Genomic DNA, 21,810 nt, shown 5'->3' with positions numbered 1-21,810 from the left:
ATGGGCTCCCACGCAGAGCGTGGGAACGATCGGGAGAACCACATGCTGCACGTTGATCAACTTCACCAGTACTACGGCGGCAGCCATATCCTCCGGGGGCTGTCGTTCGAGGCGAGGGTCGGCGAGGTCACTTGTCTGCTCGGCCGCAACGGCGTGGGCAAAACCACCCTGCTGCGCTGCCTGATGGGCCTGGTTCCGGCGAAGGAAGGTCAGGTGAACTGGGAAGGCCGGGCGATCACTGCGCTCAAGCCGCACCAGCGCGTGCAGGCCGGGATCGCCTATGTGCCGCAAGGGCGCGAAATCTTTCCCCGGCTGACGGTGGAAGAAAACCTGTTGATGGGCCTGTCGCGTTTCAGCGCCAGGGACGCCAAGGCGGTGCCCGACTTCATCTACGAGCTGTTCCCCGTCCTGCGGGAAATGAAACAGCGCCGTGGCGGCGACCTTTCCGGCGGCCAGCAGCAGCAACTGGCCATCGGCCGTGCCCTGGCCAGCCGACCGCGGCTGCTGATCCTCGACGAACCCACCGAAGGCATCCAGCCATCGGTGATCAAGGAGATCGGCGCGGTGATCAAGAAGCTCGCCGCGCGGGGTGACATGGCCATCCTGCTGGTCGAACAGTTCTACGACTTCGCCGCCGAACTGGCCGACCAGTATCTGGTCATGTCCCGTGGCGAGATCGTCCAGCAGGGCCGGGGAGACAGCATGGAAGCCGACGGCGTACGCGGGTTGGTTGCCATATGACAGCAGCGGCAAGAGAAGAGCGGGAGGCGCCGGCGTTCACCCCGTCCTGGCATGCCGAGTTGGAGCTGGCCTATGCCCGTATCGGCGAGTGCACCCGGCCGGTATTGCGTCGTCATCAAGGCCCCTTGCGCGTGCAGAAGCACCTGTATGCGGAAGGCCCTGAAGTCTGCCAGCACATCGTCGTGCACCCGCCCGGTGGCATCGCCGGTGGCGATCGACTGGCCATTTCCGCCCATGTCGGCGAGGGCGCCTGGGCCCAACTCACCAGCCCCGGCGCGGCCAAGTGGTACCGCGCCACCGGTCCGGCCCGGCAGACCCTCGACCTGCGGGTCGCGGCCGGCGCCACCCTCGAATGGCTGCCGCAGGAAACCATCGTCTACTCCGGTGCCCAAGCCGAACTGGAGTCCCGCATCGAACTGACCGGCGATGCCCGTCTGTTCTATTGGGATATCGTCGCCCTGGGCCGTCCGGCCAGCGGCGAACGCTTCGACGCCGGGCATTTCCAGGCACGCCTGGACATCCGCCGCGACGGCCAGTCGCTCTGGCACGAGCGCCAGCGCGTGGTGGGCAGCGACGGGCTGCTCGACTCCCCCATCGGCCTGGCGGGCCAGCCGGTCTTCGCTACGCTGATCGCCAGCGGCGAAATCGACGCCGCGCGGCTGGACGCCTGCCGCGCGCTACCCAGCGCAGTACGCGGCGACCTGACCCAACTGCCCGGCCTGCTGGTCGCCCGCTGTCTGGCCGCCGAGGCATTGCACGCCCGCGCCTGGCTGATCGTCCTCTGGCGCCTGCTGCGCCCCGCGCTGCTGGGCCGCGAGGCCTTGGCGCCACGCATCTGGAATACATGAACGAACCGACATTCGCCGGCGGGAAAACCGCGTAGCGTTTTCCGCCGATGCAACCGACAGCGGGACAAGGCCGAGCCCTTGCCCTTCACGATTGGAGTGACGAGATGGATCTGAGCCCTCGCGAAAAAGACAAGCTGCTGATCTTCACCGCCGGCCTGGTGGCCGAGCGCCGTCTCGCCCGTGGTCTCAAGCTCAACTACCCGGAGGCCATGGCCTATATTTCCGCCGCCCTGCTGGAGGGCGCCCGCGACGGCCAGACCGTCGCCGAGCTGATGCATTACGGCACCACCCTGCTCAGCCGCGAGCAGGTGATGGAAGGCGTGCCGGAAATGATTCCGGAAATCCAGGTGGAAGCCACCTTCCCCGACGGAACCAAGCTGGTCACCGTGCATCAACCGATTCCCTGATTCAGAGGAACCGCCATGCACATCCGTGACGCCACCGATGCCGACCTCGCCGGCATCCTGGAGATCTACAACGACGCCGTGCTCAACACCACGGCGATCTGGAACGAGAAGACCGTCGACCTGGCCAACCGCCGCGCCTGGCTGGCCGAGCGCAACGCCCAGGGCTACCCGGTGCTGGTCGCCGTCGACGAGCAGGACCAGGTGCTCGGCTATGCCTCCTTCGGCGACTGGCGCACCTGGGACGGCTACCGGCACACCGTCGAGCACTCGGTCTACGTGAAGAACGACCACATCGGCGCCGGGATCGGCAAGGCGCTGATGCGTGCCCTGATCGACCGCGCCCGTGCCCTCGGCAAACACGTCATGGTGGCCGGCATCGAGAGCGAGAACCGCGCCTCGATCCACATGCACCAGCAGCTCGGCTTCGTCCACGTCGGCCAACTGCGCGAAGTCGGCACCAAGTTCGGCCGCTGGCTCGACCTGACCTTCATGCAACTGATCATCAACCCGCAACGGAGTGCGACCTGATGTCCAACCTGACCATTACCCGCGTCGCCGCGGACGACTTCGAGCGCTATCGGCCGGGACTCGCCGAGCTGCTGATGGATGCCGTGCGGCACGGCGCCTCGGTGGGTTTCCTCGCCGATATGCACGTCTCCGAAGCGAACGCCCTGTTCGACCGTTACCTGCCGGGCCTGCATGACGGCTCACGGTTGCTCTGGGTGGCCGAGGCGGGCGGCCGGGTGCTCGGCAGCGTGCAGCTCGCCCTGTGCCAGGATCGCAACGGCCTGAACCGCGCCGAAGTGCAGAAGCTGCTGGTGCTGTCCAGCGCGCGCCGGCGTGGCATTGCCCGGCAACTGATGCAGCGCATGGAGGGCGAAGCGCAGGAGCTGCAACGCGGCCTCCTCTATCTGGACACCGAGGCCGGTTGTCCGGCGGAGAAGTTCTACCAGGCGATGGGCTACACCTGCATCGGCGGAATGCCCGACTACGCCTGCGGTCCGGACGGCGTGTACCGGGCCAATGCCATCTACTACAAGACCCTGTCGAGGAGAGTGTCATGATTCCCGGCGAATACCGGATCCAGGACGGCGAGATCGAACTCAACGCCGGCCGCCGCACCGTCACCCTGAACGTCGCCAACAGTGGCGACCGGCCGATCCAGGTCGGCTCGCACTACCACTTCTTCGAAACCAACGACGCCCTCGCCTTCGACCGCGCCGCCGCCCGCGGCATGCGCCTGAACATCCCGGCCGGCACCGCCGTGCGCTTCGAACCGGGCCAGACCCGCGAGGTGGAACTGGTGGAACTGGCCGGCGACCGCCGGGTGTTCGGCTTTGCCGGGCGCATCATGGGCGATCTTTAACACCTGGGTAGGATGGGTTGAGCGAAGCGATACCCATCATTTCTCGATGGTTCCCACGCTCTGCGTGGGCACCCATACCGGGACGCTCCGCGTCCCAGCGACGCAGAGCGTCGCGAGCTGCATTCCCACGCAGAGCGTGGGAACGATCATCGCCCCTATGAAAAGGCACCAAGGAAACACCGTCATGAAAATTTCCCGCCAAGCCTACGCCGACATGTTCGGTCCTACCGTCGGCGACAAGGTGCGCCTGGCCGATACCGAGCTGTGGATCGAAGTGGAACAGGACTTCACCGTCTACGGCGAAGAAGTGAAATTCGGTGGCGGCAAGGTGATCCGCGACGGCATGGGCCAGGGCCAACTCTGCGCCGCCGACGTGGTCGACACGCTGATCACCAATGCGCTGATCCTCGACCACTGGGGCGTGGTCAAGGCCGACGTCGGCCTCAAGAACGGCCGCATCGCCGCCATCGGCAAGGCCGGCAACCCGGACATCCAGCCGGGCGTCACCATCGCCATCGGCGCCGGCACCGAGGTGATCGCCGGGGAAGGCATGATCCTCACCGCCGGCGGCATCGACACGCACATCCACTTCATCTGCCCCCAGCAGATCGAAGAAGCCCTCATGAGCGGCGTCACCACCATGATCGGCGGCGGCACCGGACCGGCCACCGGCACCAATGCCACCACCTGCACTCCCGGCCCGTGGCACATGATGCGCATGCTCCAGGCCGCCGACGCCTTCCCGATGAACCTCGGCTTCACCGGCAAGGGCAATGCCTCGCTGCCCGAACCGCTGATCGAACAGGTCGAGGCCGGCGCCATTGGCCTCAAGCTGCATGAAGACTGGGGCACCACCCCGGCGGCCATCGACAACTGCCTGGGCGTGGCCGACCGGTATGACGTGCAGGTTGCCATCCACACCGATACCCTCAACGAATCCGGCTTCGTCGAAACCACCCTGGCCGCTTTCAAGGGCCGCACCATCCACACCTACCACACCGAAGGCGCCGGCGGCGGCCACGCGCCGGACATCATCAAAGCGTGTGGATTCCCGAATGTGCTGCCCAGTTCGACCAATCCGACCCGGCCGTTCACCCGCAACACCATCGACGAACACCTCGACATGCTGATGGTCTGCCACCACCTCGACCCGAGCATCGCCGAGGACGTGGCCTTCGCCGAGAGCCGCATCCGCCGCGAAACCATCGCCGCCGAAGACATCCTCCACGACCTCGGCGCCTTCTCCATGATCAGCTCCGACAGCCAGGCCATGGGCCGCGTCGGCGAAGTGATCACCCGCACCTGGCAGACCGCCGACAAGATGAAAAAGCAGCGCGGTGCTCTGGCCGAGGACGTCCCTGGCAACGACAACTTCCGCGCCAAGCGCTACATCGCCAAGTACACCATCAACCCGGCGATCACCCACGGCATCAGCCATGAAGTGGGCTCCATCGAAGAGGGCAAGTGGGCCGACCTGGTGCTCTGGCGCCCGGCCTTCTTCGGCGTCAAACCCTCGCTGATCCTCAAGGGCGGGGTGATCGCCGCCAGCCTGATGGGCGACGCCAACGCCTCCATCCCCACCCCGCAACCGGTGCACTACCGGCCGATGTTCGGCAGCTTCGGCGGCAGCCTGCATGCCAGCAGCCTGACCTTCATCAGCCAGGCCGCCTTCGACGGGGGCGTCCCCGAACGGTTGGGCCTGAAGAAAACCATTGGCGTGGTAAAAGGCTGCCGCAACGTGCAGAAGAGCGACCTGATCCACAACGGCTACACCCCGGCCATCGACGTCGACCCACAGACTTACCAGGTCAAGGCCGACGGCCAGTTGCTCTGGTGCGAGCCGGCGGAGGTGCTACCGATGGCGCAGCGGTATTTCCTGTTCTGACGATTGCAAAGTGGCGCGGTACGGACGAATGAATTCGCCTCCACGGCGGACCCGCTTTTCGTAGGAGCCAGCTCTGCTGGCGATGCGGTGGCGAGGCCCGATTCGCGAGCAGAGCTCGCTCCTACAAAAGCGCAACACCGAGCCCCCGTAGGGGCGAATTCATTCGCCCAGATTCCAGGCGACACGTCGCCCGAGCGCTCATCGCGCGACGCCAAACCCGGATCGCGAGTTCCCGGCCTCCTTTCTTATTTTTCCGCTTCTTGCCGCAGGTTCGACAGTCCTTGTGTGACTGAGCTGGCAGTCCTGTGTACCAAGAAAGCAATCCACCGGCATCAGTGATATCAGGGGAGGCTGAATTACAGGTGGAGTCATTGCACCATGAACATCCTGCCGGGTTTTCCGTCCTTCCTGCTGGCGCTGACCGTTAGCACCAGTCTGTCGCTGGGACTCTCCGGCTGCCTGTTCAAGTCGTCGTCCGGCTCGTCGCGCTCGTCGACCACAACCGAGGTCTCGACAGCGGCCAACGAACCAACCCCCAGCACGCCCACGCCTTCCGTCACCACGCCAACGGTACCGACCACGTCCGTCACGGAACCCAGCGCCCCGGTCACCGAAGAATCCAGCACGCCCGTCACGACGTCGCCCAGCCAGGCCTCCGGCTTCCTCCATCCCGGCCTGCTGCACACCGAGGCGGACTTCGAGCGCATGCGCAGCAAGATCCAGGCGGGCGAGGAGCCCTGGGCCAGTGCCTGGCAGGGCCTGATTACCGATGGTTCCTCCAGCCTGGGAGCGAAGCCCGCACCGCTGTCGGTGATCATCCGCGGCGGTGACGGACAGAACTTCGGCCGCGTCATCAGCCAACTGCGTTTCGCCTACGGCCTGGCACTGCGCTGGAAAATCTCCGGCGACGAGGCCTACGCCAAACGGGCGGTGGAATTCCTCAATGCCTGGTCCTCGACCCTCACCGCCATCACCGGCAACGCCGACCGCTTCCTGGCGGCGGGCCTCTACGGCTACCAGTTCGCCAATGTCGGCGAGATCATGCGCACCTACGACGGCTGGGCGGCCGAGGACCGTGCCCGCTTCAAGAGCATGCTGCTGGATATCTTCTACCCCCTCAGCCACGACTTCCTGGTCAACCACAACGGTGCCTGTATTTCCAACTACTGGGCCAACTGGGACCTGGCGAACATCGCCAACGTGCTGGCCATCGGTGTGTACGCCGACCGCGAGGACCTCTACCAGGAAGCGCTGGATTACCTCTACTACGGCAAGGGCAACGGCGCGCTGGACAACCTGGTGTACTACCTCCACGCCGGCAACCTCGGACAGTTCCAGGAAAGCGGCCGCGACCAGGGGCATACCACCCTCGGCGTCGCCCTGTTCGGTGCCATCGCCCGGATGGCCTGGAGCCAGAACGAGGATTTGTTCGCCTACGACAACTACCGGCTGCTCGCCGCCTCGGAATACATCGCCCGCTACAACCTGATGGAAGAGGTACCCTTCGTTCCCTACGGCCCGAACTGCCGGAGCGCCGGCCTGCAAACGGTGATCTCCGACGCCGCGCGCGGCCACCGGCGGCCCGCCTGGGAACTGATCTACAACCAGTACCAGAACCGCATCGGCATCGCCGCGCCCTGGTCGGAGAAAATGGCCCAGGCGACACGCCCGGAAATATACGGCAACGGTGATCAAGTGGGCTGGGGCACGCTGACCGAAAGCCGTGACCCGCTCCCCTCCGGTGGCGCGCCACGCGGCCTGACCAGCGAACTGCATGCCGGCTCGGTGATCCTCTCCTGGTGGGGAGCGACCGGTGCGGAAAGCTACTACCTCAAGCGCGCCACCTCGGCATCCGGCCCGTTCACGCGGATCGCCATCCGTACCGCCAGCCAGGACCAGACCTTCACCGACACCGCCGTCGTGCCGGGGCGGGACTACTACTACCAGGTGACGGCGATTTCGAGCCAGGGCGAGAGCCCCCCGTCCAACACCGCGAAGGCCGAGATCGGCCCCCGTCTCAAGGTGCACCTGACCTTCGACGAAGCCAGCAACGACACCCTGCGCAACGCGGTGGACGGTAGCCAGATCGGCCAATTGCACAATGGCGCCCAGCTTGGCATCGGCCTCCTGGGACAGGCCCTGCAACTGGACGGCACGGACGACTATGCAAGCCTGTCAACAGGCATCGCCGCGAACCTGGCCGACTACACCGTGGCCGCCTGGGTGAACCTCGACGAGGCACGCACCTGGGCCCGCCTGTTCGACTTCGGCGACAGCGACCAGCGCTACATGGCCCTCGCCCCCTCCCGCGCCCAATACGCCATCACCCGCATCAGCGGCTACGCGGACCAGACGATAACCAGCAGCGGCATCGCCACCGGCCGCTGGGTGCACCTGGCCGTCACCCAGGAAGGCAACGTCGGCACGCTCTACGTCGATGGCGCCAAGGTCGGCAGCGGCGACTTCACCCTCGCCCCCTTCCGCCTCGGCAAGACCCGGCAGAACTGGCTGGGCCGCTCCCAGTACAGCGCCGATCCCTTCCTGAAAGGCCGGATCGACGACTTCCGCCTCTACAGCGGCCCGCTGTCGGCTGAGGAGATTGCCGAGTTGGCCAAGCAGTGAGGATGCTCCACCGGCCCGACACGCCGGTGGATGCGGAGAACGGCATTTTCGTCGATCACACCACACTCATGACGTGACCCACCCCGACGAACCGCACGACGATACCTTCCTAGAATCACCAGGCATTTTCCAACGCCAGGGATGGCAGCCATGCGTGAGCGACGCACTTCCGTGCCGGACGGCACGTTCTTCTTCACGGTCCATCTGGCCGATCCTTCGCTCTCCCTGCTGACCGACCACATCGACATCCTGCGCGACGCAGTGCGTCGGGTCAGAACAGCGCATCCTTTCGAAATCCTGGCCATGGTGGTGTTGCCGGACCATCTGCATGCGTTATGGCAGCTGCCGGAAGATGACAACGAGCATGCCCTGCGTTGGAAATTGATCCAGAGCGAGTTTTGCCGACGAACACCCCATCTGGAACCGATTCGCCTGTCCCGACGGCTGCAACGCGAGCGTAGTGTCTGGAGAAGTAGCTACCGACTCCGCCCGATTCGAAACGATGAAGAACTGCGGCAACACACCGCACTCATTCACGCCAACCCGGTGAGGCACGGTCATGTGCAGCGACCGGAAGAATGGCCGTATTCGACGGTTCATCGCACACGCACCGTATCGAAGCCGTGACGCGCCCCAACCCGTCCTGCCCCACGTACACTTGCGCTTTCGAAAAGGACTCATCCATGAAACGGATCGACTACGGCGCAGATATTTTTACGCTGGCGGATTTTCTCTCGCCAAGCGAATGTGGGCAGTACATCGCCCTGAGCCAACGCATGGGTTACGAGGAGGCGGCTATCCAGACACGGAGCGGCGCTGAACTCATCAAGGACGTGAGGAACAATGATCGGGTGATCTTCGACGACCCAGCCCTGGCGCAGCATCTGTTCGAACGTGCCCGCCCCCTGTTGCCGGATGACTCACCCGATTGGCGTCTGTCGGGCTTCAATGAGCGGTTCCGTTTCTACCGCTATGTGCCCGGCCAATTCTTCACTTGGCATAAGGACGGTTTCTACCGCCGTAACGACGACGAAATCAGCCAGTACACGTTTCTGATCTATCTGAACGATGGCTATCAAGGCGGCGAGACCGAGTTCAAGTGGGATATCGTCAAGCCGGAAGCCGGCATGGCGCTGGTGTTTCCGCACTTGATGATGCACCAGGGAAGAACGCTGGATGTCGGGGTGAAGTACGTGCTGCGAACCGATGTCATGTACGAGCGGCACCGACCGACCCGCCACTATCTGAGCTGACTATCCTTACTCCCACGCCGGTTGTAGCCGGCATAGCTCGCCTGTTGCTTGTCCTGCTCGCTCTGGCAGGCGATGCACAAGCGCACGCCGGGAACGGCCGCGCGGCGGGCTTCGGGGATTTTCGCGCCGCATTCCTCGCAGTGGCTCAGGCTCTCACCCTTCGGGAGCTGGCTGCGGGCACGCTGCACGGCATCGTCGATGGTGCTGTCGATCTGTTCCTGGACGGCGCCGTCATGCGCCCAACCGGTAGCCATGGCTTTCTCCCGACGGTCTGACAAGAGCAGATATGGCCGGCGACGCCGCGGTTTTCAAGGGGGCGCGGCGTTGCCGGACAACCGTGCGTCGCCTTCGCGCCGTTACTCCTTCACGTCCATGTATTCCCGCGCCCAGACGATGTAATCCTCGGGCTGGGTGTACTTGTGCGTCAGCTCGGTGGCATTGAGGTCTGAGGCGGCGACCTGGCGCTGCTCGCGCAGGCAGTCGTAGGTAGCCTTGATCGCGGCGAAGTAGGCGGCGTGGCCGTTGACCACGATACGCACGCCGAGGCTCGCCAGACGGGCGTCGTCGCGCAGCGCCGGGTTGCCGTAGGTCACCAGCATCAGCGGGATGCGCAGGTGCGCGGCAATGGCCTCGAGGTGCTCGAAGTCGTTGACGCCCACCAGGCAGATGCCGTCCGCCCCGGCGCCCTGGTAGGCGACGCAGCGCTCGATCACTTCGTCCGTGCCGATCACGCCGGCATGGGTCCGGGCAATGATGCTCAGGGCCGAATCGTCGCGCGCCTCCAGGGCCGCGCGAATCTTGCCGACGCCTTCGTCCACCGGGATCAGGTCAGTGGATTTGCGTCCGAACTGCGCCGGCAGCAGGGTGTCTTCCAGGGTCAGCGCGGCGACGCCGGCACGCTCCAGCTCGACCACGGTGCGCATGGCGTTGAGGGCATTGCCGTAGCCGTGGTCGGCGTCGGCGATCACCGGCAGGCGGGCGACCCGGCCGATGCGGGTGGCCTGTTCGGCGAACTCGCTGAGGGTGATCAAGGCGAAGTCCGGTGCGGCCAGCACCTGCAACGAGGCGACCGAGCCGCCGAGGATGCCGACCTCGAAGCCGAGGTCGGCAGCGATACGCGCGGACATGGGGTCGAACACCGAAGCGGTGTGGTAACAAGCGCTCGATTCGAGCAGGGAACGGAACGATTGGCGCAAGGCGTGGTGCGAAGTTTTCTGCATGACAGCTTTTCCAAGTGCAGTGAGGTGGGCCCGGTCGGGCCGCGATCTTTCTATCCGGGTCCCGGCAGTAGATACGAAATACCCGGCCATAGGCCAGCCCCCGATACCGATCGCGCCGAAAAGGCATGGCCGCTCCCTGCTTTCGACTGCCTGCGGACGCGGCGGTTTGACCGGGCCCGACGACAGAAGCCGTTCGAATGCCGAAGCCCCGATGCGACAGCAGGACCGTGCACCCGGCCCGCTCCTCGCATACACTGCGCGGCCGTTTTTTTGCCGGACCCGCGAACGATGAACACAGCCCTTCCCGCCCGTGCCTGCGGCATCGACTTCGGTACCTCCAACTCCACCGTCGGCTGGCTGCGCCCCGACGCCGAATCGTTGATCGCACTGGAAGACGACAAGATCACCCTGCCCTCGGTGGTGTTCTTCAACTTCGAGGAGCGCCGTCCGGTCTATGGCCGCCTCGCCCTGCACGAGTACCTGGAGGGCTATGAAGGCCGGCTGATGCGCTCGCTGAAGAGCCTGCTCGGCTCCAAGCTGCTGAAGAGCGAGACCACCCTGCTCGGCAGTGCGCTGCCGTTCACCGAGATCCTCGGGCTGTTCCTCGGCGAGTTGAAGAAGCGCGCCGAAGCGGTGGCGGGCCGGCCGTTCGAGGAAGCGGTGCTGGGTCGCCCGGTGTTCTTCGTCGACGACGATCCAGTGGCCGACCGCGAGGCCGAGGACACCCTGGTGGGCGTGGCCCGCAAGCTCGGCTTCAAGGAGGTGTCGTTCCAGTACGAACCGATCGCCGCGGCGTTCGACTACGAATCCATCATCCAGCGGGAAGAGCGGGTGCTAATCGTCGACATCGGCGGCGGCACCTCGGACTTCTCCCTGGTGCGCCTGTCGCCGGAGCGCCGCCAGGTGGCGGACCGGCAAAGCGATATCCTCGCCACCGGCGGCGTGCACATCGGCGGTACCGACTTCGACAAGCAGCTCAGCCTGCAGGGCGTGATGCCGCTGTTCGGCTATGGCAGCCGGATGAAGAGCGAGGCGCTGATGCCGACCAGCTTCCACCTCAACCTCGCCACCTGGCACATGATCAACGCGGTGTATGCGCAGAAGTCGCAACTGGCGCTGAAAAGCATGCGCTACGACATCGTCGATCCCACCGGCATCGACCGTCTGTTCAAGCTGATCGAGCAGCGCGCCGGGCACTGGCTGGCGATGCAGGTGGAAGACGCCAAGATCGCCCTGACCGACAGCGACCGGCAGCGCATCGACCTCACCCGCATCGAGGACGGCCTCGCCGCCGAGCTGAGCCGCGATCTGTTCGAAGCCTCCATCGAACCGTTGCTGGAGCGCGTGCGCGCCAGCGTCAGCCAGTTGTTGGCCAACGCCAGCGTCACGGCGGAGCAGGTCGATACGCTGTTCTTCACCGGCGGCTCCAGCGGCATCCCGGCGCTGCGCCAGGGCATTGCGGCGATGCTGCCCAACGCCCGCCCGGTGGAAGGCGACACCTTCGGCAGTATCGGCAGCGGCCTGGCCATCGAGGCGAAGAAGCGCTACGGCTGATTGCCAGCAGCGCGCCCCCTCCGCCGATGCGCTACGCTTGCCGCCTCACCGACTGATCCAGGGAGGATCGCAGCATGGCTTCACGCATCGTCGAATTGCCCGCCTTCAGCGTCGTGGGCATGGAGTACCAGGGAGACCCGATGAACGGCGACATCGGCCGTCTCTGGCAACGCTTCGTCGCCCGCGAGCACGAGATCGCCGGTGTCTCCGAACCACGGATCGCCTATGGCCTGTGCCGGCTCACCGCACCCGGCGAAATGCACTATGTCGCCGGCTTCGGCGTCGAGGCGGAACACTCGGTGCCGGAAGGCATGCAGCGCTTCGAGGTGCCGGCACAGAAGTACGCCGTGTTCACCCACAAGGGCACGGTGGAGGGGATCGGCGAGAGCTTCCAGGCGATCTACGCCAGCCGCCTCGCCGAACTGGGCCTGGAGCCCCGCCAAGGGGTGAGCTTCGAGCGCTACGACGAGCGCTTCATCGCCGCCGACGACCCGGCCTCGGAAGTGGACCTGTACATCCCGATCTACTGATCCGCGCCAGGATGCGTGACCGTTCATGGTTTGCGGCGACGGACAGCGTTAGCGTTCCGACCTGTCCCGTCGCCCCTCGAGATCCTGCCATGCCATACCTTCATCGCCTCATTCCCTTGACCGTCGTGCTGTCGCTGGCCGGCTGTGGTGCCAGCGAAACCGCGACCACCGCCGCCCTGCAGGCGGAACAAGCCAAGCAGGCGCAACAGCAGATGGACCAGCTCAAGCAGCAGGTGGAACACGTCAACGCGCAGAGTATGCAACGCCTGCAACAGGCGGCCGAAGAGTCGGACTGAGCCCTCCCCTCGTTCAGCCAGACCGGCGGCCAGGACGCAGCCCCCGGACGAATGGTCTAAGGTGAAAACCACACCCCGGCATTCATGACGGGCGGCCCTCCGTCCGCCCTGGGAGCGCCATGAACGAGACCGGCAAGACCCAGCGGTTCCATGGCCGCCTGCTGATGGTCGGCCTGGGCAGCATCGGCCAGGGCGTGCTGCCGTTGCTGCTGCGCCATATCGACCTGCATCCCGAGCAGATACTGATCGTCAGCGCCGACGACGATGGCGAACAGGTCGCCCGGGAATACCAAGTGGAACACCTCACGCTCGGCCTCACCCGGGACAACTACGCCGAGGTGCTGAAACCCCGTCTGCGAGCCGGCGATTTCCTGCTCAACCTCTCGGTGGATGTCTCCAGCGTCGCGCTGATCGAGCTCTGCCGCGCGTGTGGCGCGCTTTACCTGGATACCTGCATCGAGCCCTGGGCCGGCGGCTACACGGACAGCCGCCTGCCGCTTGCCGCACGCTCCAACTACGCCCTGCGCGAGGCCGTGCTGGACCTGCGCCGCCAGTCGTCCGGCGGACCGACCGCGATCATCACCCACGGCGCCAACCCCGGCCTGGTCTCGCATCTGGTCAAGCAAGCGCTGCTGAACATCGCCGACGACCTCGGTCAACCCCAGGCCGCCCCGACCCGACGCGAAGACTGGGCGCGGCTGGCTCAACGCCTGGGCATCCGCACCATCCACATCGCCGAGCGCGACACCCAGTGCGCCCGGCAGCCCAAGGCCATGGGCGAGTTCGTCAACACCTGGTCGGTAGCCGGCTTCGTCGGCGAGGCCTGCCAGCCGGCCGAGCTGAGCTGGGGCAGCCACGAGCGGCATTTCCCGACGGATGCTCACCGCCACGACAGCGGCAGCCAGGCGGCGATCTATCTCGAACGCCCCGGCGCCGACACGCGGGTCAGGAGCTGGACGCCCCTGGCCGGGCCGCAACTGGGCTTCCTGGTGACCCACAGCGAATCCATCTCCATCGCCGATTACTTCACCCTGGGCGAAGGTGCCCAGCCGGAGTACCGACCCACCGTGCACTACGCCTACCACCCGTGCGACGACGCGGTGCTCTCCCTCCACGAACTGGCGGGCCGCAACTGGCACCTGCAGGAGCGCCAGCGCATCCTCGAAGAGGACATCGCCGATGGCCGCGACGAACTGGGCGTGCTGCTGATGGGCCACGGACGCCGGAGCTACTGGTACGGCTCGCGCCTGTCGATCGCCGAAGCCCGCGCGCTCTGCCCGCATAACAGCGCCACCAGCCTGCAGGTGACCGCCGCGGTGATGGCCGGGGTGATCTGGGCGATGCGCCACCCCGACCGGGGCATCCTCGAGCCGGACGAACTGCCCTACGCCACCCTGCTCGATCTGTGCCGGCCATACCTCGGCGAAGTGGTGGGCGTGTATAGCGACTGGACGCCCTTGCAGAACCGCGATCACCTGTTCGAGGAGGACCTGGATCGCACGGACCCGTGGCAGTTCAAGAACTTCCGCGTCGTCTGATCGCCGGTCATGATCCACGCCACCTTCCGCTTCTACGAGGAACTCAACGACTTCCTCCCCGCCGCGCGGCGGCGGCGCGACTTCGGCGTCGTCTGCGCGCCGACGGCCACGGTCAAGCACCTGATCGAAGCGCTCGGCGTGCCACACACCGAAGTCGAGCTGATCCTGGTCAACGGCGAGTCGGTGGGCTTCGAGCGGCGTTTGGCGGACGGCGACCGGGTGGCCGTCTACCCCACCTTCGAGTCGCTGGACATCAGCCCGCTGCTGCGCGTGCGCGAACGGCCACTACGGGCGCTGCGCTTCATCGCCGACGCCCACCTCGGCGGGTTGGCGCAATTGCTGCGCATGGCCGGCTTCGATACCCGCTACGAGAACCCTTTCGATGACGACCGCATCGTCGAACTGGCCCTCGCCGAACAGCGCATCGTGCTCAGCCGCGACCGTGAACTACTGAAACGGCGCAGCCTCGACCACGCCTGCTACATCCATGCGCTGCAACCGGACCGGCAACTGGCCGAGCTGTTCCAGCGCCTCGACCTGGCGCGCAGCGCGCGGCCGTTCAGCCGTTGCCTGCGCTGCAACCTGCCGTTGCGGGACATAGACAAGGCCTTGGTGGCCGAGCGCCTGCCGCCCGCCGTGTGCGAACGGCAGCGGCGCTTCTTCGTCTGCGACGGCTGCGGCCGGCTGTACTGGGAAGGCTCGCATTGGCGCGACATGCGCGCACGTCTCCAACCGCTACTGGACGGTGCCTACTGATCCGCTAAAGCCCCGCCTCGCGCAGGCGCGCCGCATGCTCGACGAACAACGCCACCGGATCGATGCCCTGGCCGACGGCGCCGGCGGTCTGGTTGATGATGTCCAGATGATCCAGCGGATAGTCCGAGCGGATCACCTTGCCCAGGTGAGAACTGAAGCGCCCGACCATGCCATCGTTCTGCCCCTTCTCGATCTGGAAGCAGCGCGACAAACGCCGGCACAGTGCATGGGAGGCATCGAAGCGGTTGCGTCCGCGGTCGGTCGCCGGCTGCAAGGTGCCGGACCAGGAGTAATAACGCACGCCGTTCACCTCCTCGGGACCCTCGCCGCCCCACACCTCCGGCAGGCCCTGGGGATACTTGGCGTTGAAGGCCGCCACGCCTTGCTGGGTCAGCGCCTGGCGCGAGGCAAGCACGTCCTGGGGCAGACGGATGCGCTCATCGCGGCGGTCCAGGCGATCCATCAGCTTCGCCACACCTTCGATAGCACCTCGGAACAAGCGTTCGCGCGGGGTATCCAGGCCCAGCTTCAACTGCAGGTAATCGGCCAGTTCGGAGCCCTGGTTGGGCCCGGCCACCGAGGTGACCGACGCGACCCACTCCGGACGGCGGGCCGCCACGTAGCGGGCGGTCAGGGCGCCCTGGCTGTGGCCGATCAGGTGCACCCGTTCGGCGCCGCTGCTGGCGAGGATCGCAGGTATCTGCTCGAGCAATTGCTCCCCACGCAGCTCGTTGCAGTGCACCGCCGACACCCGTGGCAGGAACACCTGTACGCCGTGCCGCCGCAGCGCACTGTCGATGCCGAACCAGTAGGGATAGCCGGCCACCCGGACGAAGCCGAGCAGGCCGTGGACCAAGACCAGGGGAAAGCGGGTTCTCGCGTTCAGCGCCATCTCGTCGCTCCGAAAAGACCGGTTACCGTCATCGGACCGCGTTACGCCCGCATCGTTGGCCACAGTCGCCAACGCCGCCGAGCGGCGGCGTCGGAAGCTCGTGGATGGTTGCCGCCTGGGACGGCTGGATCAGAACAGCAGCTTGAACAGGGCAATCACCACGATCAGACCGATGATGAAAATGACGCCTGCGGTGCCACCGATGAATTTCAGCATGAGCGTTCTCCTCGATTGGCGCTGTCTCTGTTCTGACCCGCCCGCTCCTGCCGGGGTTCGCCGCCATCGATCCACGAAGGCGGCAAGACAACGGATCAGGACCCTATCGCGTGCATCCACAGCGGCAGGGTGACGGCCGCCAGCACCGTGGAGAGGAACACCGCCGAGCTGACCGTGCGGCTGTCTTCCGGCGTCTTGACGAAGGCCAGCACGTTGACCCCGGTGGGGCAGGCAGCCATCAACACCAGCACCGTCCGTGCCGCCTGGTTGAGGCCCGGCAGCAGGCCGCTCAGCCACCACACCATGAGTGGGAAGAGCAGCAGCTTGGCGGTGGTCAGCGCCAGCACCGCCGCACTCGGGCGCAGGCGATAGCGCGACAGGCTGATGCCCAGCACGATGAGCGCACAGGGCAAGGCGGCCTGGGACAACCAGGTGAACATCCGCCATAGCGAATCCGGCAGCGCCACGCCGGACAGATTGAGCAAGGCGCCCAGCAACAGGCCGATGATCAGCGGGTTGGCCAGGTTCTTCAGCAAGGCACGCCCATCCACCCGCTCGCTGCCGCCGAACGCGGCATAGAAGCTGTGCAGGGAAAACAGCACCAGGCTGTGGAACACCAGGATGGCGAAGACGTAGACGAGATTTTCTACGCCGAGCAGCGTGGTCACCAGGGGAATGCCCACCAGCACGTTATTCGAATAGGCGGCGGTCAGGCCCAGCGGCGTGGCGCCGCCGCGCCGGCGGTGGGCAACCAGATTGACCAGACCGAACACCACCAGCACCGGAGCGAAATAGGCCAGCAGGAGGAACGGCGACAAGCCATCGCCCAACGAGGCCTTGGCGATGCCGACGAACAGCACGGCCGGCATGAACAGCTTGAAGGTGATGCTGGCCAGGCCGGTGGCCGCCTCCGTGCTCAACCACTGCCGCCAGCCGAGCAGATAGCCCAGCACAATCAGGCCAAAGATCGGCAGAATCGCCTGTACCGCCACCATGGAAACACGCTCCCCGGACTACTGGACATGAGGCCCCGCCCGCGTGCAAGGCGCGAAACAGAGGGCCGCACAGCATACGCGCGGCCTCCGATCCTGGCGACTACGACGAACTTCCCATTGCCGTCCCGGCTCCAAAAGAGTGTCAACCCAACGATGCTCACGAGAGGAGCCACGACATGTTCAAGCCACTTCTTCTGGCGGCAGGGGTGCTGGCTTCGGTGGCGGGTTGCGCCACCAAGGTCGAGAATCCGGTCGATTACGTCACCTTCCGCAACGAGCCCCTGGTCAAGCAGGTGGACAAGGGCATGAGCAAGCAACAAGTCCGAGAGATCGGCGGTCCGCCCTCGACGGAGATGCAGCGCACGAACGTAGAAGGGACCTGTAACAACTACGTCCTCAACCGCGACGGCCACCAGCAGCCCTACCACGTCAGCTTTAACGCCGCCGGCGTGGTCGATGGCAAGGGCTTCATGACCTGCGAAGAAATGGAACGCCACGAACGCGCCGCCCGCACCTGACGGCCCGCGCCGGCCGCACCACCGGGCGGCCGGCGCGAAACTTTACGGCAGTGGGCAGTCGAACCCTATGTACTCCCTTTGCAGAGGAGACTTCCCATGCCACGGGGTGAGAAATCCAAGTACACCGACAAACAGAAGCGCAAGGCCGAACACATCGAGGAGAGCTACGAAAAGCGTGGCGTTTCCGAAGGCGAGGCCGAGGCGCGTGCCTGGGCGACGGTGAACAAGCAATCCGGCGGCGGCGAGAAGGGCGGCTCCGGGCGGAAGAAAAGCGAGACGGCCAAGCGCGCCGACCGCAAGGACTCGGCCCGCCGCGCGGTGGCCACCAAGCACGGCCATTCGCCGAACCGCGGCTCGGCATCGGCCCGCTCGCGCTCCACGTCGCGCAGCACCTCGCTCACCGACATGACCCGCGACGAACTGATGCAGCGCGCCCGCGAACGCGACGTGCGCGGCCGCTCCAAGATGCGCAAGGACGAACTGATCCGCGCGCTGAGCTGATCGGACATCGCCACCCGTAACGGGCTCGGCCAGGCCGCGCCCGAGGAGGGATCATGTCACCTGATGCACCGGCCTCACGCCCCGACCCGAACCAGCCGGACCTGTTGCCGGGCGATGCCCATGCGCCCTTGCCGCCCGACCGGCAGACCATTCCGCATCCCGCCGGACAACCCCGCGACAAGAGCGGCCCACGAAGCGAATCCTGACCGTACCGACCGCAAGAGCCGGACTCGAACCCTGATTTAGTCGAGGAGAAAAACCATGAGCCATGTGCAGTTGACCGACGTCCAGACGCTGCGCGAACGCGCCCGCCAGCACGTGGAGAACGGTGCGGTGACCGAAGGCTACACCGCCGACCGGGAGACCGTGCTGCGGCTGCTCAACGAAGCGCTGGCCACCGAACTGGTCTGCAACCTGCGCTACCGCCGCCACTACCACATGGCCAGCGGCCTGAAGGCCAGCGTCGCCGCCGACGAGTTTCTCGAACATGCCGAACAGGAACTGGAGCATGCCGACCGTCTGGCCGAGCGCATCGTGCAGCTCGGCGGAGCGCCGGACTTCAACCCCGAAGGACTGACCCGACGCTCCCACGCGCAGTACGTCGAAGGCGCCAACCTGCGCGAGATGATCGTCGAGAACCTGGTGGCCGAGCGCATCGCCATCGACAGCTACCGCGAGATCATCCAGTACCTCGGCGAGCACGACCCCACCACCCGGCGCATTTTCGAAGACATCCTGGCCCAGGAGGAAGAACACGCCGACGACATGGCCAGCCTGCTGGACGGCCTCGGCTGAGTCGTCGAAAGCCCGCAAAGGCCTTTTGCAGAGCGGCTACGACTAACGTCTGGTCCCGACTAAAGTCGCCTGGAAGCCGGAGCGGGACCCTATAGAGTGGCCTCCACAAGTACAAGTGGAGGTCCACCCCCATGCAAGATCCCATCTACGCGCGCATTCAAAGCAATCCGCGCTTCCAGGAGCTGGTCGGCAAGCGCGAGCGTTTCGCCTGGCTGCTGTCCGCCGTGATGCTCGGCCTGTATCTCGCCTTCATCCTGCTGATCGCCTTCGAGCCCCAGGTACTCGGCACGCGCATCAGTCCCGATTCCACCACCACCTGGGGCATCCCCATCGGCGTCGGCCTGATCCTCGCCGCCTTCGTGCTCACCGGCATCTACGTCTACCGTGCCAACGGCGAGTTCGACGAACTCAACGCCGCCATCCTCGACGAGGTGAAGAAATGATCGCCCGCCTGCTCTCCGGCCTTGCCCTGCTCGTGCTGGCTCCGTCCCTCTGGGCCGCCGGCGCCCTCGAAGGCGAGGTGCAGCGCCAGCCGCTGAATGTTTCCGCCATCGTGATGTTCATCGCCTTCGTCGGCGCCACCCTGTGCATCACCTACTGGGCGTCCAAGCGCAACACCTCGGCCGCCGACTTCTACACCGCCGGCGGAGGTATCACCGGCTTCCAGAACGGCCTGGCGATCGCCGGCGACTACATGTCGGCGGCATCCTTCCTGGGCATTTCCGCGCTGGTGTTCACCTCCGGCTACGACGGCCTGATCTACTCGATCGGCTTCCTGGTCGGCTGGCCGGTGATCCTCTTCCTGATCGCCGAACGCCTGCGCAACCTGGGCAAGTACACCTTCGCCGACGTGGCCTCCTATCGCCTCAAGCAGAAGGAAATCCGCACCCTGTCGGCCAGCGGCTCGCTGGTGGTGGTGGCCTTCTACCTGATTGCGCAGATGGTCGGCGCCGGCAAGCTGATCGAACTGCTGTTCGGCCTCAACTACCACGTCGCCGTGGTGCTGGTGGGCATCCTGATGGTGCTCTACGTGCTGTTCGGCGGCATGCTGGCGACCACCTGGGTACAGATCATCAAGGCCGTCCTGCTGCTCTCCGGCGCGACCTTCATGGCCGTGATGGTGATGAAGCACGTCGGCTTCGACTTCGGCACCCTGTTCGCCGAAGCGGTCAAGGTGCACGCCAAGGGCGAGGCGATCATGAGCCCCGGCACCCTGGTGAAAGACCCGCTGTCGGCCATCTCCCTGGGCCTTGCGCTGATGTTCGGTACCGCCGGCCTGCCGCACATCCTGATGCGCTTCTTCACCGTCGCCGACGCCAAGGAAGCACGCAAGAGCGTGTTCTACGCCACCGGCTTCATCGGCTACTTCTACATCCTGACCTTCATCATCGGCTTCGGCGCGATCCTGCTGGTCAGCACCAACCCCGCCTTCAAGGACGCCACCGGCGCCCTGCTCGGCGGCAACAACATGGCCGCGGTGCACCTGGCCAACGCGGTGGGCGGCAGCCTGTTCCTCGGCTTCATCTCGGCCGTGGCCTTCGCCACCATCCTCGCGGTGGTCTCCGGGTTGACCCTGGCCGGCGCCTCGGCGGTCTCCCACGACCTCTACGCCAGCGTGCTGAAGAAGGGCAAGGCCAACGAGAAGGATGAACTGCGTGTGTCGAAGATCACCACCGTCGCCCTCGGCGTGCTGGCGATCGTCCTCGGCATCCTGTTCGAGAAGCAGAACATCGCCTTCATGGTCGGCCTGGCGTTCTCCATCGCCGCCAGCTGCAACTTCCCGGTGCTGATCCTCTCCATGTACTGGAAGAACCTGACCACCCGCGGCGCGATGATCGGCGGCTGGATGGGCCTGATCACCGCGGTGACCCTGATGATCCTCGGCCCGACCGTCTGGGTGCAGGTGCTGGGCAACGCCCAGGCGATCTTCCCCTACGAATATCCGGCCTTGTTCTCGATGATCGTTGCCTTCGCCGGGGTCTGGTTCTTCTCCGTCACCGACAAGTCGAATGCCGCCGAAGAAGAACGTGCACGCTTCCTGCCGCAGTTCATCCGCTCGCAGACCGGCTACGGCGCTTCCGGCGCAGTCGCTCACTGATCGCGCCCCCTCGCGACACCCCAGGCAGCCTTCGGGCTGCCTTTTTCATATCCGCCCGCTGGCCCCCAGCCATCAAAACCTGTCCAACCGGACAGCCCCACCAAATACCGCTCGATTTCGCCGAAAGCCGCGCCGCACAAGGGCTTCACCTTCAATCACTCGCGTCGATTTCCACTATCAGCCCGTTCTTCTTCTCCAATTTCCCCGCGCGAGTAGCCTATGCAGCGTACTCACTCGATTCCCTCCATGGAGGCCCCAACATGAACAGCAAATTGATCCTCGGCCTTGCCTTCAGTCTCGTCACGGCACACGCCTTCGCTCTGCCGGAAACCCAACCGCAACCCCTGCTGGGTGAAGCCAAGGGTGGCAGCGAAGTCCTCAAGGAAAACGGTTTCGACCGCACTCCCCTGGGCGGCGGGCTCGCCGAAGGCGGTTCCGACCGCGTGCTGGAACGTAACCGCATCGCGGAAGACGGTTTCGACCGCACCCGGACCAACCAGGTAGCCGAAGACGGCTATGACCGTACCTTGGAAAACCGCGTTGCCGAAGATGGCTCTGATCGCACCGGCGTCAACCGCGTCGCCGAAGACGGCTACGACCGCACCCTGGAAAACCGCGTTGCCGAAGATGGCTTCGACCGCACCGGCGCCAACCGCGTCGCCGAGGGTGGTGCCGACCGTCTGCTGGAACGCCATCGTGTGGTGTAAGCCGCGGCGACCGCCGCAGTAGAAAAGCCCGGGGCCGTTGGACCGGGCTTTTTTCTTTCCCCTCATCCCTCC

Annotated in this window: 26 protein-coding genes; 22 read left to right on the top strand and 4 right to left on the bottom strand. The window is 65.6% G+C overall.

Features of this window, described 5'->3' with window-relative positions; translation table 11 throughout:
* The first annotated feature begins 42 nt into the window (after window positions 1–42).
* From urtE to PIN01S_RS21385, 10 genes are all read left to right on the top strand, one after another.
* Window positions 43–741 (top strand): urea ABC transporter ATP-binding subunit UrtE, encoded by a 699-nt coding sequence (gene urtE / locus PIN01S_RS21435; RefSeq protein ID WP_084338798.1) that lies wholly within the window; start codon window positions 43–45, stop codon window positions 739–741.
* The gene (locus PIN01S_RS21430) at window positions 738–1,589 is read left to right on the top strand and encodes an urease accessory protein UreD (protein WP_084338796.1); all 852 of its coding nucleotides are present in this window, start codon (window positions 738–740) and stop codon (window positions 1,587–1,589) included. The genes urtE and PIN01S_RS21430 overlap by 4 nt, the downstream gene beginning before the upstream one ends.
* Window positions 1,590–1,693: 104 nt before the next feature.
* Entirely contained in the window at window positions 1,694–1,996 is a 303-nt protein-coding gene (ureA, locus tag PIN01S_RS21425) for an urease subunit gamma (RefSeq protein ID WP_084338795.1), read from the top strand.
* Between the two features lie 15 nt (window positions 1,997–2,011).
* Complete coding sequence (locus tag PIN01S_RS21420) at window positions 2,012–2,524, top strand: GNAT family N-acetyltransferase (RefSeq protein ID WP_084338794.1); 513 nt, start codon at window positions 2,012–2,014, stop codon at window positions 2,522–2,524.
* Window positions 2,524–3,060, top strand: coding sequence for a GNAT family N-acetyltransferase (locus PIN01S_RS21415; RefSeq protein WP_084338793.1), 537 nt, complete (start codon window positions 2,524–2,526; stop codon window positions 3,058–3,060). Before PIN01S_RS21420 ends, PIN01S_RS21415 begins: the two co-directional genes overlap by 1 nt.
* Window positions 3,057–3,362: an urease subunit beta gene (locus PIN01S_RS21410; protein ID WP_084338792.1), complete on the top strand. Its 306-nt coding sequence runs from the start codon at window positions 3,057–3,059 to the stop codon at window positions 3,360–3,362. The genes PIN01S_RS21415 and PIN01S_RS21410 overlap by 4 nt, the downstream gene beginning before the upstream one ends.
* 184 nt (window positions 3,363–3,546) lie before the next feature.
* Complete coding sequence (gene ureC / locus PIN01S_RS21405) at window positions 3,547–5,247, top strand: urease subunit alpha (RefSeq protein ID WP_084338791.1); 1,701 nt, start codon at window positions 3,547–3,549, stop codon at window positions 5,245–5,247.
* Window positions 5,248–5,625: 378 nt separating this feature from the next.
* Window positions 5,626–7,869, top strand: coding sequence for a LamG-like jellyroll fold domain-containing protein (locus PIN01S_RS21395; RefSeq protein WP_212633100.1), 2,244 nt, complete (start codon window positions 5,626–5,628; stop codon window positions 7,867–7,869).
* A 150-nt stretch (window positions 7,870–8,019) separates the two neighbouring features.
* Window positions 8,020–8,496, top strand: a complete 477-nt coding sequence (locus PIN01S_RS21390; RefSeq protein ID WP_084338787.1) for an REP-associated tyrosine transposase — start codon at window positions 8,020–8,022, stop codon at window positions 8,494–8,496.
* Window positions 8,497–8,552: 56 nt separating this feature from the next.
* On the top strand, window positions 8,553–9,122 hold the full coding sequence (locus tag PIN01S_RS21385; protein ID WP_084338785.1) for a 2OG-Fe(II) oxygenase: 570 nt from the start codon (window positions 8,553–8,555) through the stop codon (window positions 9,120–9,122).
* On the opposite strand, the gene PIN01S_RS21380 is transcribed toward PIN01S_RS21385, so the two are convergent.
* Both PIN01S_RS21380 and PIN01S_RS21375 read right to left on the bottom strand, forming a co-directional pair.
* Window positions 9,110–9,376, bottom strand: a complete 267-nt coding sequence (locus PIN01S_RS21380) for a DksA/TraR family C4-type zinc finger protein (protein ID WP_084338783.1) — start codon at window positions 9,374–9,376, stop codon at window positions 9,110–9,112. The genes PIN01S_RS21385 and PIN01S_RS21380 overlap by 13 nt on opposite strands.
* Before the next feature lie 102 nt (window positions 9,377–9,478).
* Window positions 9,479–10,342: an isocitrate lyase/PEP mutase family protein gene (locus PIN01S_RS21375; RefSeq protein WP_084338781.1), complete on the bottom strand. Its 864-nt coding sequence runs from the start codon at window positions 10,340–10,342 to the stop codon at window positions 9,479–9,481.
* Between the two features lie 288 nt (window positions 10,343–10,630).
* Here PIN01S_RS21375 and PIN01S_RS21370 point away from each other — a divergent pair, with 288 nt between their 5' ends.
* From PIN01S_RS21370 to PIN01S_RS21350, 5 genes are all read left to right on the top strand, one after another.
* Window positions 10,631–11,896 carry an Hsp70 family protein gene (locus tag PIN01S_RS21370; RefSeq protein ID WP_084338779.1) on the top strand — a complete coding sequence of 422 codons (1,266 nt, stop codon included), beginning with the start codon at window positions 10,631–10,633 and terminating at the stop codon, window positions 11,894–11,896.
* Between the two features lie 74 nt (window positions 11,897–11,970).
* Complete coding sequence (locus PIN01S_RS21365) at window positions 11,971–12,426, top strand: GyrI-like domain-containing protein (RefSeq protein ID WP_084338777.1); 456 nt, start codon at window positions 11,971–11,973, stop codon at window positions 12,424–12,426.
* Between the two features lie 89 nt (window positions 12,427–12,515).
* Window positions 12,516–12,722 (top strand): hypothetical protein, encoded by a 207-nt coding sequence (locus PIN01S_RS21360; RefSeq protein ID WP_084338775.1) that lies wholly within the window; start codon window positions 12,516–12,518, stop codon window positions 12,720–12,722.
* 119 nt (window positions 12,723–12,841) lie between these two features.
* Window positions 12,842–14,260: a homospermidine synthase gene (locus PIN01S_RS21355; RefSeq protein WP_084338773.1), complete on the top strand. Its 1,419-nt coding sequence runs from the start codon at window positions 12,842–12,844 to the stop codon at window positions 14,258–14,260.
* Between the two features lie 9 nt (window positions 14,261–14,269).
* Window positions 14,270–15,016, top strand: a complete 747-nt coding sequence (locus tag PIN01S_RS21350; protein ID WP_084338771.1) for a Mut7-C RNAse domain-containing protein — start codon at window positions 14,270–14,272, stop codon at window positions 15,014–15,016.
* A 4-nt stretch (window positions 15,017–15,020) separates the two neighbouring features.
* Here the strand turns inward: PIN01S_RS21350 and PIN01S_RS21345 are convergent, their stop codons facing one another.
* Window positions 15,021–15,908, bottom strand: coding sequence for an esterase/lipase family protein (locus PIN01S_RS21345; protein WP_084338769.1), 888 nt, complete (start codon window positions 15,906–15,908; stop codon window positions 15,021–15,023).
* Window positions 15,909–16,219: 311 nt separating this feature from the next.
* On the bottom strand, window positions 16,220–17,119 hold the full coding sequence (locus tag PIN01S_RS21340; protein WP_084338767.1) for an AEC family transporter: 900 nt from the start codon (window positions 17,117–17,119) through the stop codon (window positions 16,220–16,222).
* A 176-nt stretch (window positions 17,120–17,295) separates the two neighbouring features.
* Here PIN01S_RS21340 and osmE point away from each other — a divergent pair, with 176 nt between their 5' ends.
* The 7 genes from osmE (at window position 17,296) to PIN01S_RS21310 (ending at window position 21,738) form a co-directional block, all read left to right on the top strand.
* The gene (gene osmE, locus PIN01S_RS21335) at window positions 17,296–17,637 is read left to right on the top strand and encodes an osmotically-inducible lipoprotein OsmE (protein ID WP_084338765.1); all 342 of its coding nucleotides are present in this window, start codon (window positions 17,296–17,298) and stop codon (window positions 17,635–17,637) included.
* Window positions 17,638–17,733: 96 nt separating this feature from the next.
* A complete protein-coding gene (locus PIN01S_RS21330; RefSeq protein WP_084338763.1) occupies window positions 17,734–18,138 on the top strand; it encodes a Rho termination factor N-terminal domain-containing protein in 405 nt (134 codons plus the stop codon).
* Between the two features lie 53 nt (window positions 18,139–18,191).
* A complete protein-coding gene (locus PIN01S_RS26810) occupies window positions 18,192–18,344 on the top strand; it encodes a hypothetical protein (protein WP_169715862.1) in 153 nt (50 codons plus the stop codon).
* 55 nt (window positions 18,345–18,399) lie between these two features.
* Complete coding sequence (locus PIN01S_RS21325; protein WP_084338761.1) at window positions 18,400–18,933, top strand: ferritin-like domain-containing protein; 534 nt, start codon at window positions 18,400–18,402, stop codon at window positions 18,931–18,933.
* Between the two features lie 131 nt (window positions 18,934–19,064).
* Window positions 19,065–19,376, top strand: coding sequence for a DUF485 domain-containing protein (locus tag PIN01S_RS21320; RefSeq protein WP_084338759.1), 312 nt, complete (start codon window positions 19,065–19,067; stop codon window positions 19,374–19,376).
* On the top strand, window positions 19,373–21,031 hold the full coding sequence (locus PIN01S_RS21315; RefSeq protein ID WP_084338757.1) for a cation acetate symporter: 1,659 nt from the start codon (window positions 19,373–19,375) through the stop codon (window positions 21,029–21,031). The genes PIN01S_RS21320 and PIN01S_RS21315 overlap by 4 nt, the downstream gene beginning before the upstream one ends.
* 260 nt (window positions 21,032–21,291) lie before the next feature.
* Entirely contained in the window at window positions 21,292–21,738 is a 447-nt protein-coding gene (locus PIN01S_RS21310; RefSeq protein ID WP_084338755.1) for a hypothetical protein, read from the top strand.
* Window positions 21,739–21,810: the final 72 nt, after the last annotated feature.

It is taken from the genome of Pseudomonas indica NBRC 103045, from assembly GCF_002091635.1.
Taxonomy (GTDB): domain Bacteria; phylum Pseudomonadota; class Gammaproteobacteria; order Pseudomonadales; family Pseudomonadaceae; genus Pseudomonas_M; species Pseudomonas_M indica.
Note: the sequence above shows the minus strand (reverse complement) of the source record. Positions and strands in the feature narration are given on the sequence as shown.

Bases quoted from the DNA above. Each gene is read 5' to 3' on its own strand.
- urtE (WP_084338798.1), top strand. From the start codon at position 43: ATGCTGCACGTTGATCAACTTCACCAGTACTACGGCGGCAGCCATATC.
- PIN01S_RS21430 (WP_084338796.1), top strand. From the start codon at position 738: ATGACAGCAGCGGCAAGAGAAGAGCGGGAGGCGCCGGCGTTCACCCCG.
- ureA (WP_084338795.1), top strand. From the start codon at position 1,694: ATGGATCTGAGCCCTCGCGAAAAAGACAAGCTGCTGATCTTCACCGCC.
- PIN01S_RS21420 (WP_084338794.1), top strand. From the start codon at position 2,012: ATGCACATCCGTGACGCCACCGATGCCGACCTCGCCGGCATCCTGGAG.
- PIN01S_RS21415 (WP_084338793.1), top strand. From the start codon at position 2,524: ATGTCCAACCTGACCATTACCCGCGTCGCCGCGGACGACTTCGAGCGC.
- PIN01S_RS21410 (WP_084338792.1), top strand. From the start codon at position 3,057: ATGATTCCCGGCGAATACCGGATCCAGGACGGCGAGATCGAACTCAAC.
- ureC (WP_084338791.1), top strand. From the start codon at position 3,547: ATGAAAATTTCCCGCCAAGCCTACGCCGACATGTTCGGTCCTACCGTC.
- PIN01S_RS21395 (WP_212633100.1), top strand. From the start codon at position 5,626: ATGAACATCCTGCCGGGTTTTCCGTCCTTCCTGCTGGCGCTGACCGTT.
- PIN01S_RS21390 (WP_084338787.1), top strand. From the start codon at position 8,020: ATGCGTGAGCGACGCACTTCCGTGCCGGACGGCACGTTCTTCTTCACG.
- PIN01S_RS21385 (WP_084338785.1), top strand. From the start codon at position 8,553: ATGAAACGGATCGACTACGGCGCAGATATTTTTACGCTGGCGGATTTT.
- PIN01S_RS21380 (WP_084338783.1), bottom strand. From the start codon at position 9,376: ATGGCTACCGGTTGGGCGCATGACGGCGCCGTCCAGGAACAGATCGAC.
- PIN01S_RS21375 (WP_084338781.1), bottom strand. From the start codon at position 10,342: ATGCAGAAAACTTCGCACCACGCCTTGCGCCAATCGTTCCGTTCCCTG.
- PIN01S_RS21370 (WP_084338779.1), top strand. From the start codon at position 10,631: ATGAACACAGCCCTTCCCGCCCGTGCCTGCGGCATCGACTTCGGTACC.
- PIN01S_RS21365 (WP_084338777.1), top strand. From the start codon at position 11,971: ATGGCTTCACGCATCGTCGAATTGCCCGCCTTCAGCGTCGTGGGCATG.
- PIN01S_RS21360 (WP_084338775.1), top strand. From the start codon at position 12,516: ATGCCATACCTTCATCGCCTCATTCCCTTGACCGTCGTGCTGTCGCTG.
- PIN01S_RS21355 (WP_084338773.1), top strand. From the start codon at position 12,842: ATGAACGAGACCGGCAAGACCCAGCGGTTCCATGGCCGCCTGCTGATG.
- PIN01S_RS21350 (WP_084338771.1), top strand. From the start codon at position 14,270: ATGATCCACGCCACCTTCCGCTTCTACGAGGAACTCAACGACTTCCTC.
- PIN01S_RS21345 (WP_084338769.1), bottom strand. From the start codon at position 15,908: ATGGCGCTGAACGCGAGAACCCGCTTTCCCCTGGTCTTGGTCCACGGC.
- PIN01S_RS21340 (WP_084338767.1), bottom strand. From the start codon at position 17,119: ATGGTGGCGGTACAGGCGATTCTGCCGATCTTTGGCCTGATTGTGCTG.
- osmE (WP_084338765.1), top strand. From the start codon at position 17,296: ATGTTCAAGCCACTTCTTCTGGCGGCAGGGGTGCTGGCTTCGGTGGCG.
- PIN01S_RS21330 (WP_084338763.1), top strand. From the start codon at position 17,734: ATGCCACGGGGTGAGAAATCCAAGTACACCGACAAACAGAAGCGCAAG.
- PIN01S_RS26810 (WP_169715862.1), top strand. From the start codon at position 18,192: ATGTCACCTGATGCACCGGCCTCACGCCCCGACCCGAACCAGCCGGAC.
- PIN01S_RS21325 (WP_084338761.1), top strand. From the start codon at position 18,400: ATGAGCCATGTGCAGTTGACCGACGTCCAGACGCTGCGCGAACGCGCC.
- PIN01S_RS21320 (WP_084338759.1), top strand. From the start codon at position 19,065: ATGCAAGATCCCATCTACGCGCGCATTCAAAGCAATCCGCGCTTCCAG.
- PIN01S_RS21315 (WP_084338757.1), top strand. From the start codon at position 19,373: ATGATCGCCCGCCTGCTCTCCGGCCTTGCCCTGCTCGTGCTGGCTCCG.
- PIN01S_RS21310 (WP_084338755.1), top strand. From the start codon at position 21,292: ATGAACAGCAAATTGATCCTCGGCCTTGCCTTCAGTCTCGTCACGGCA.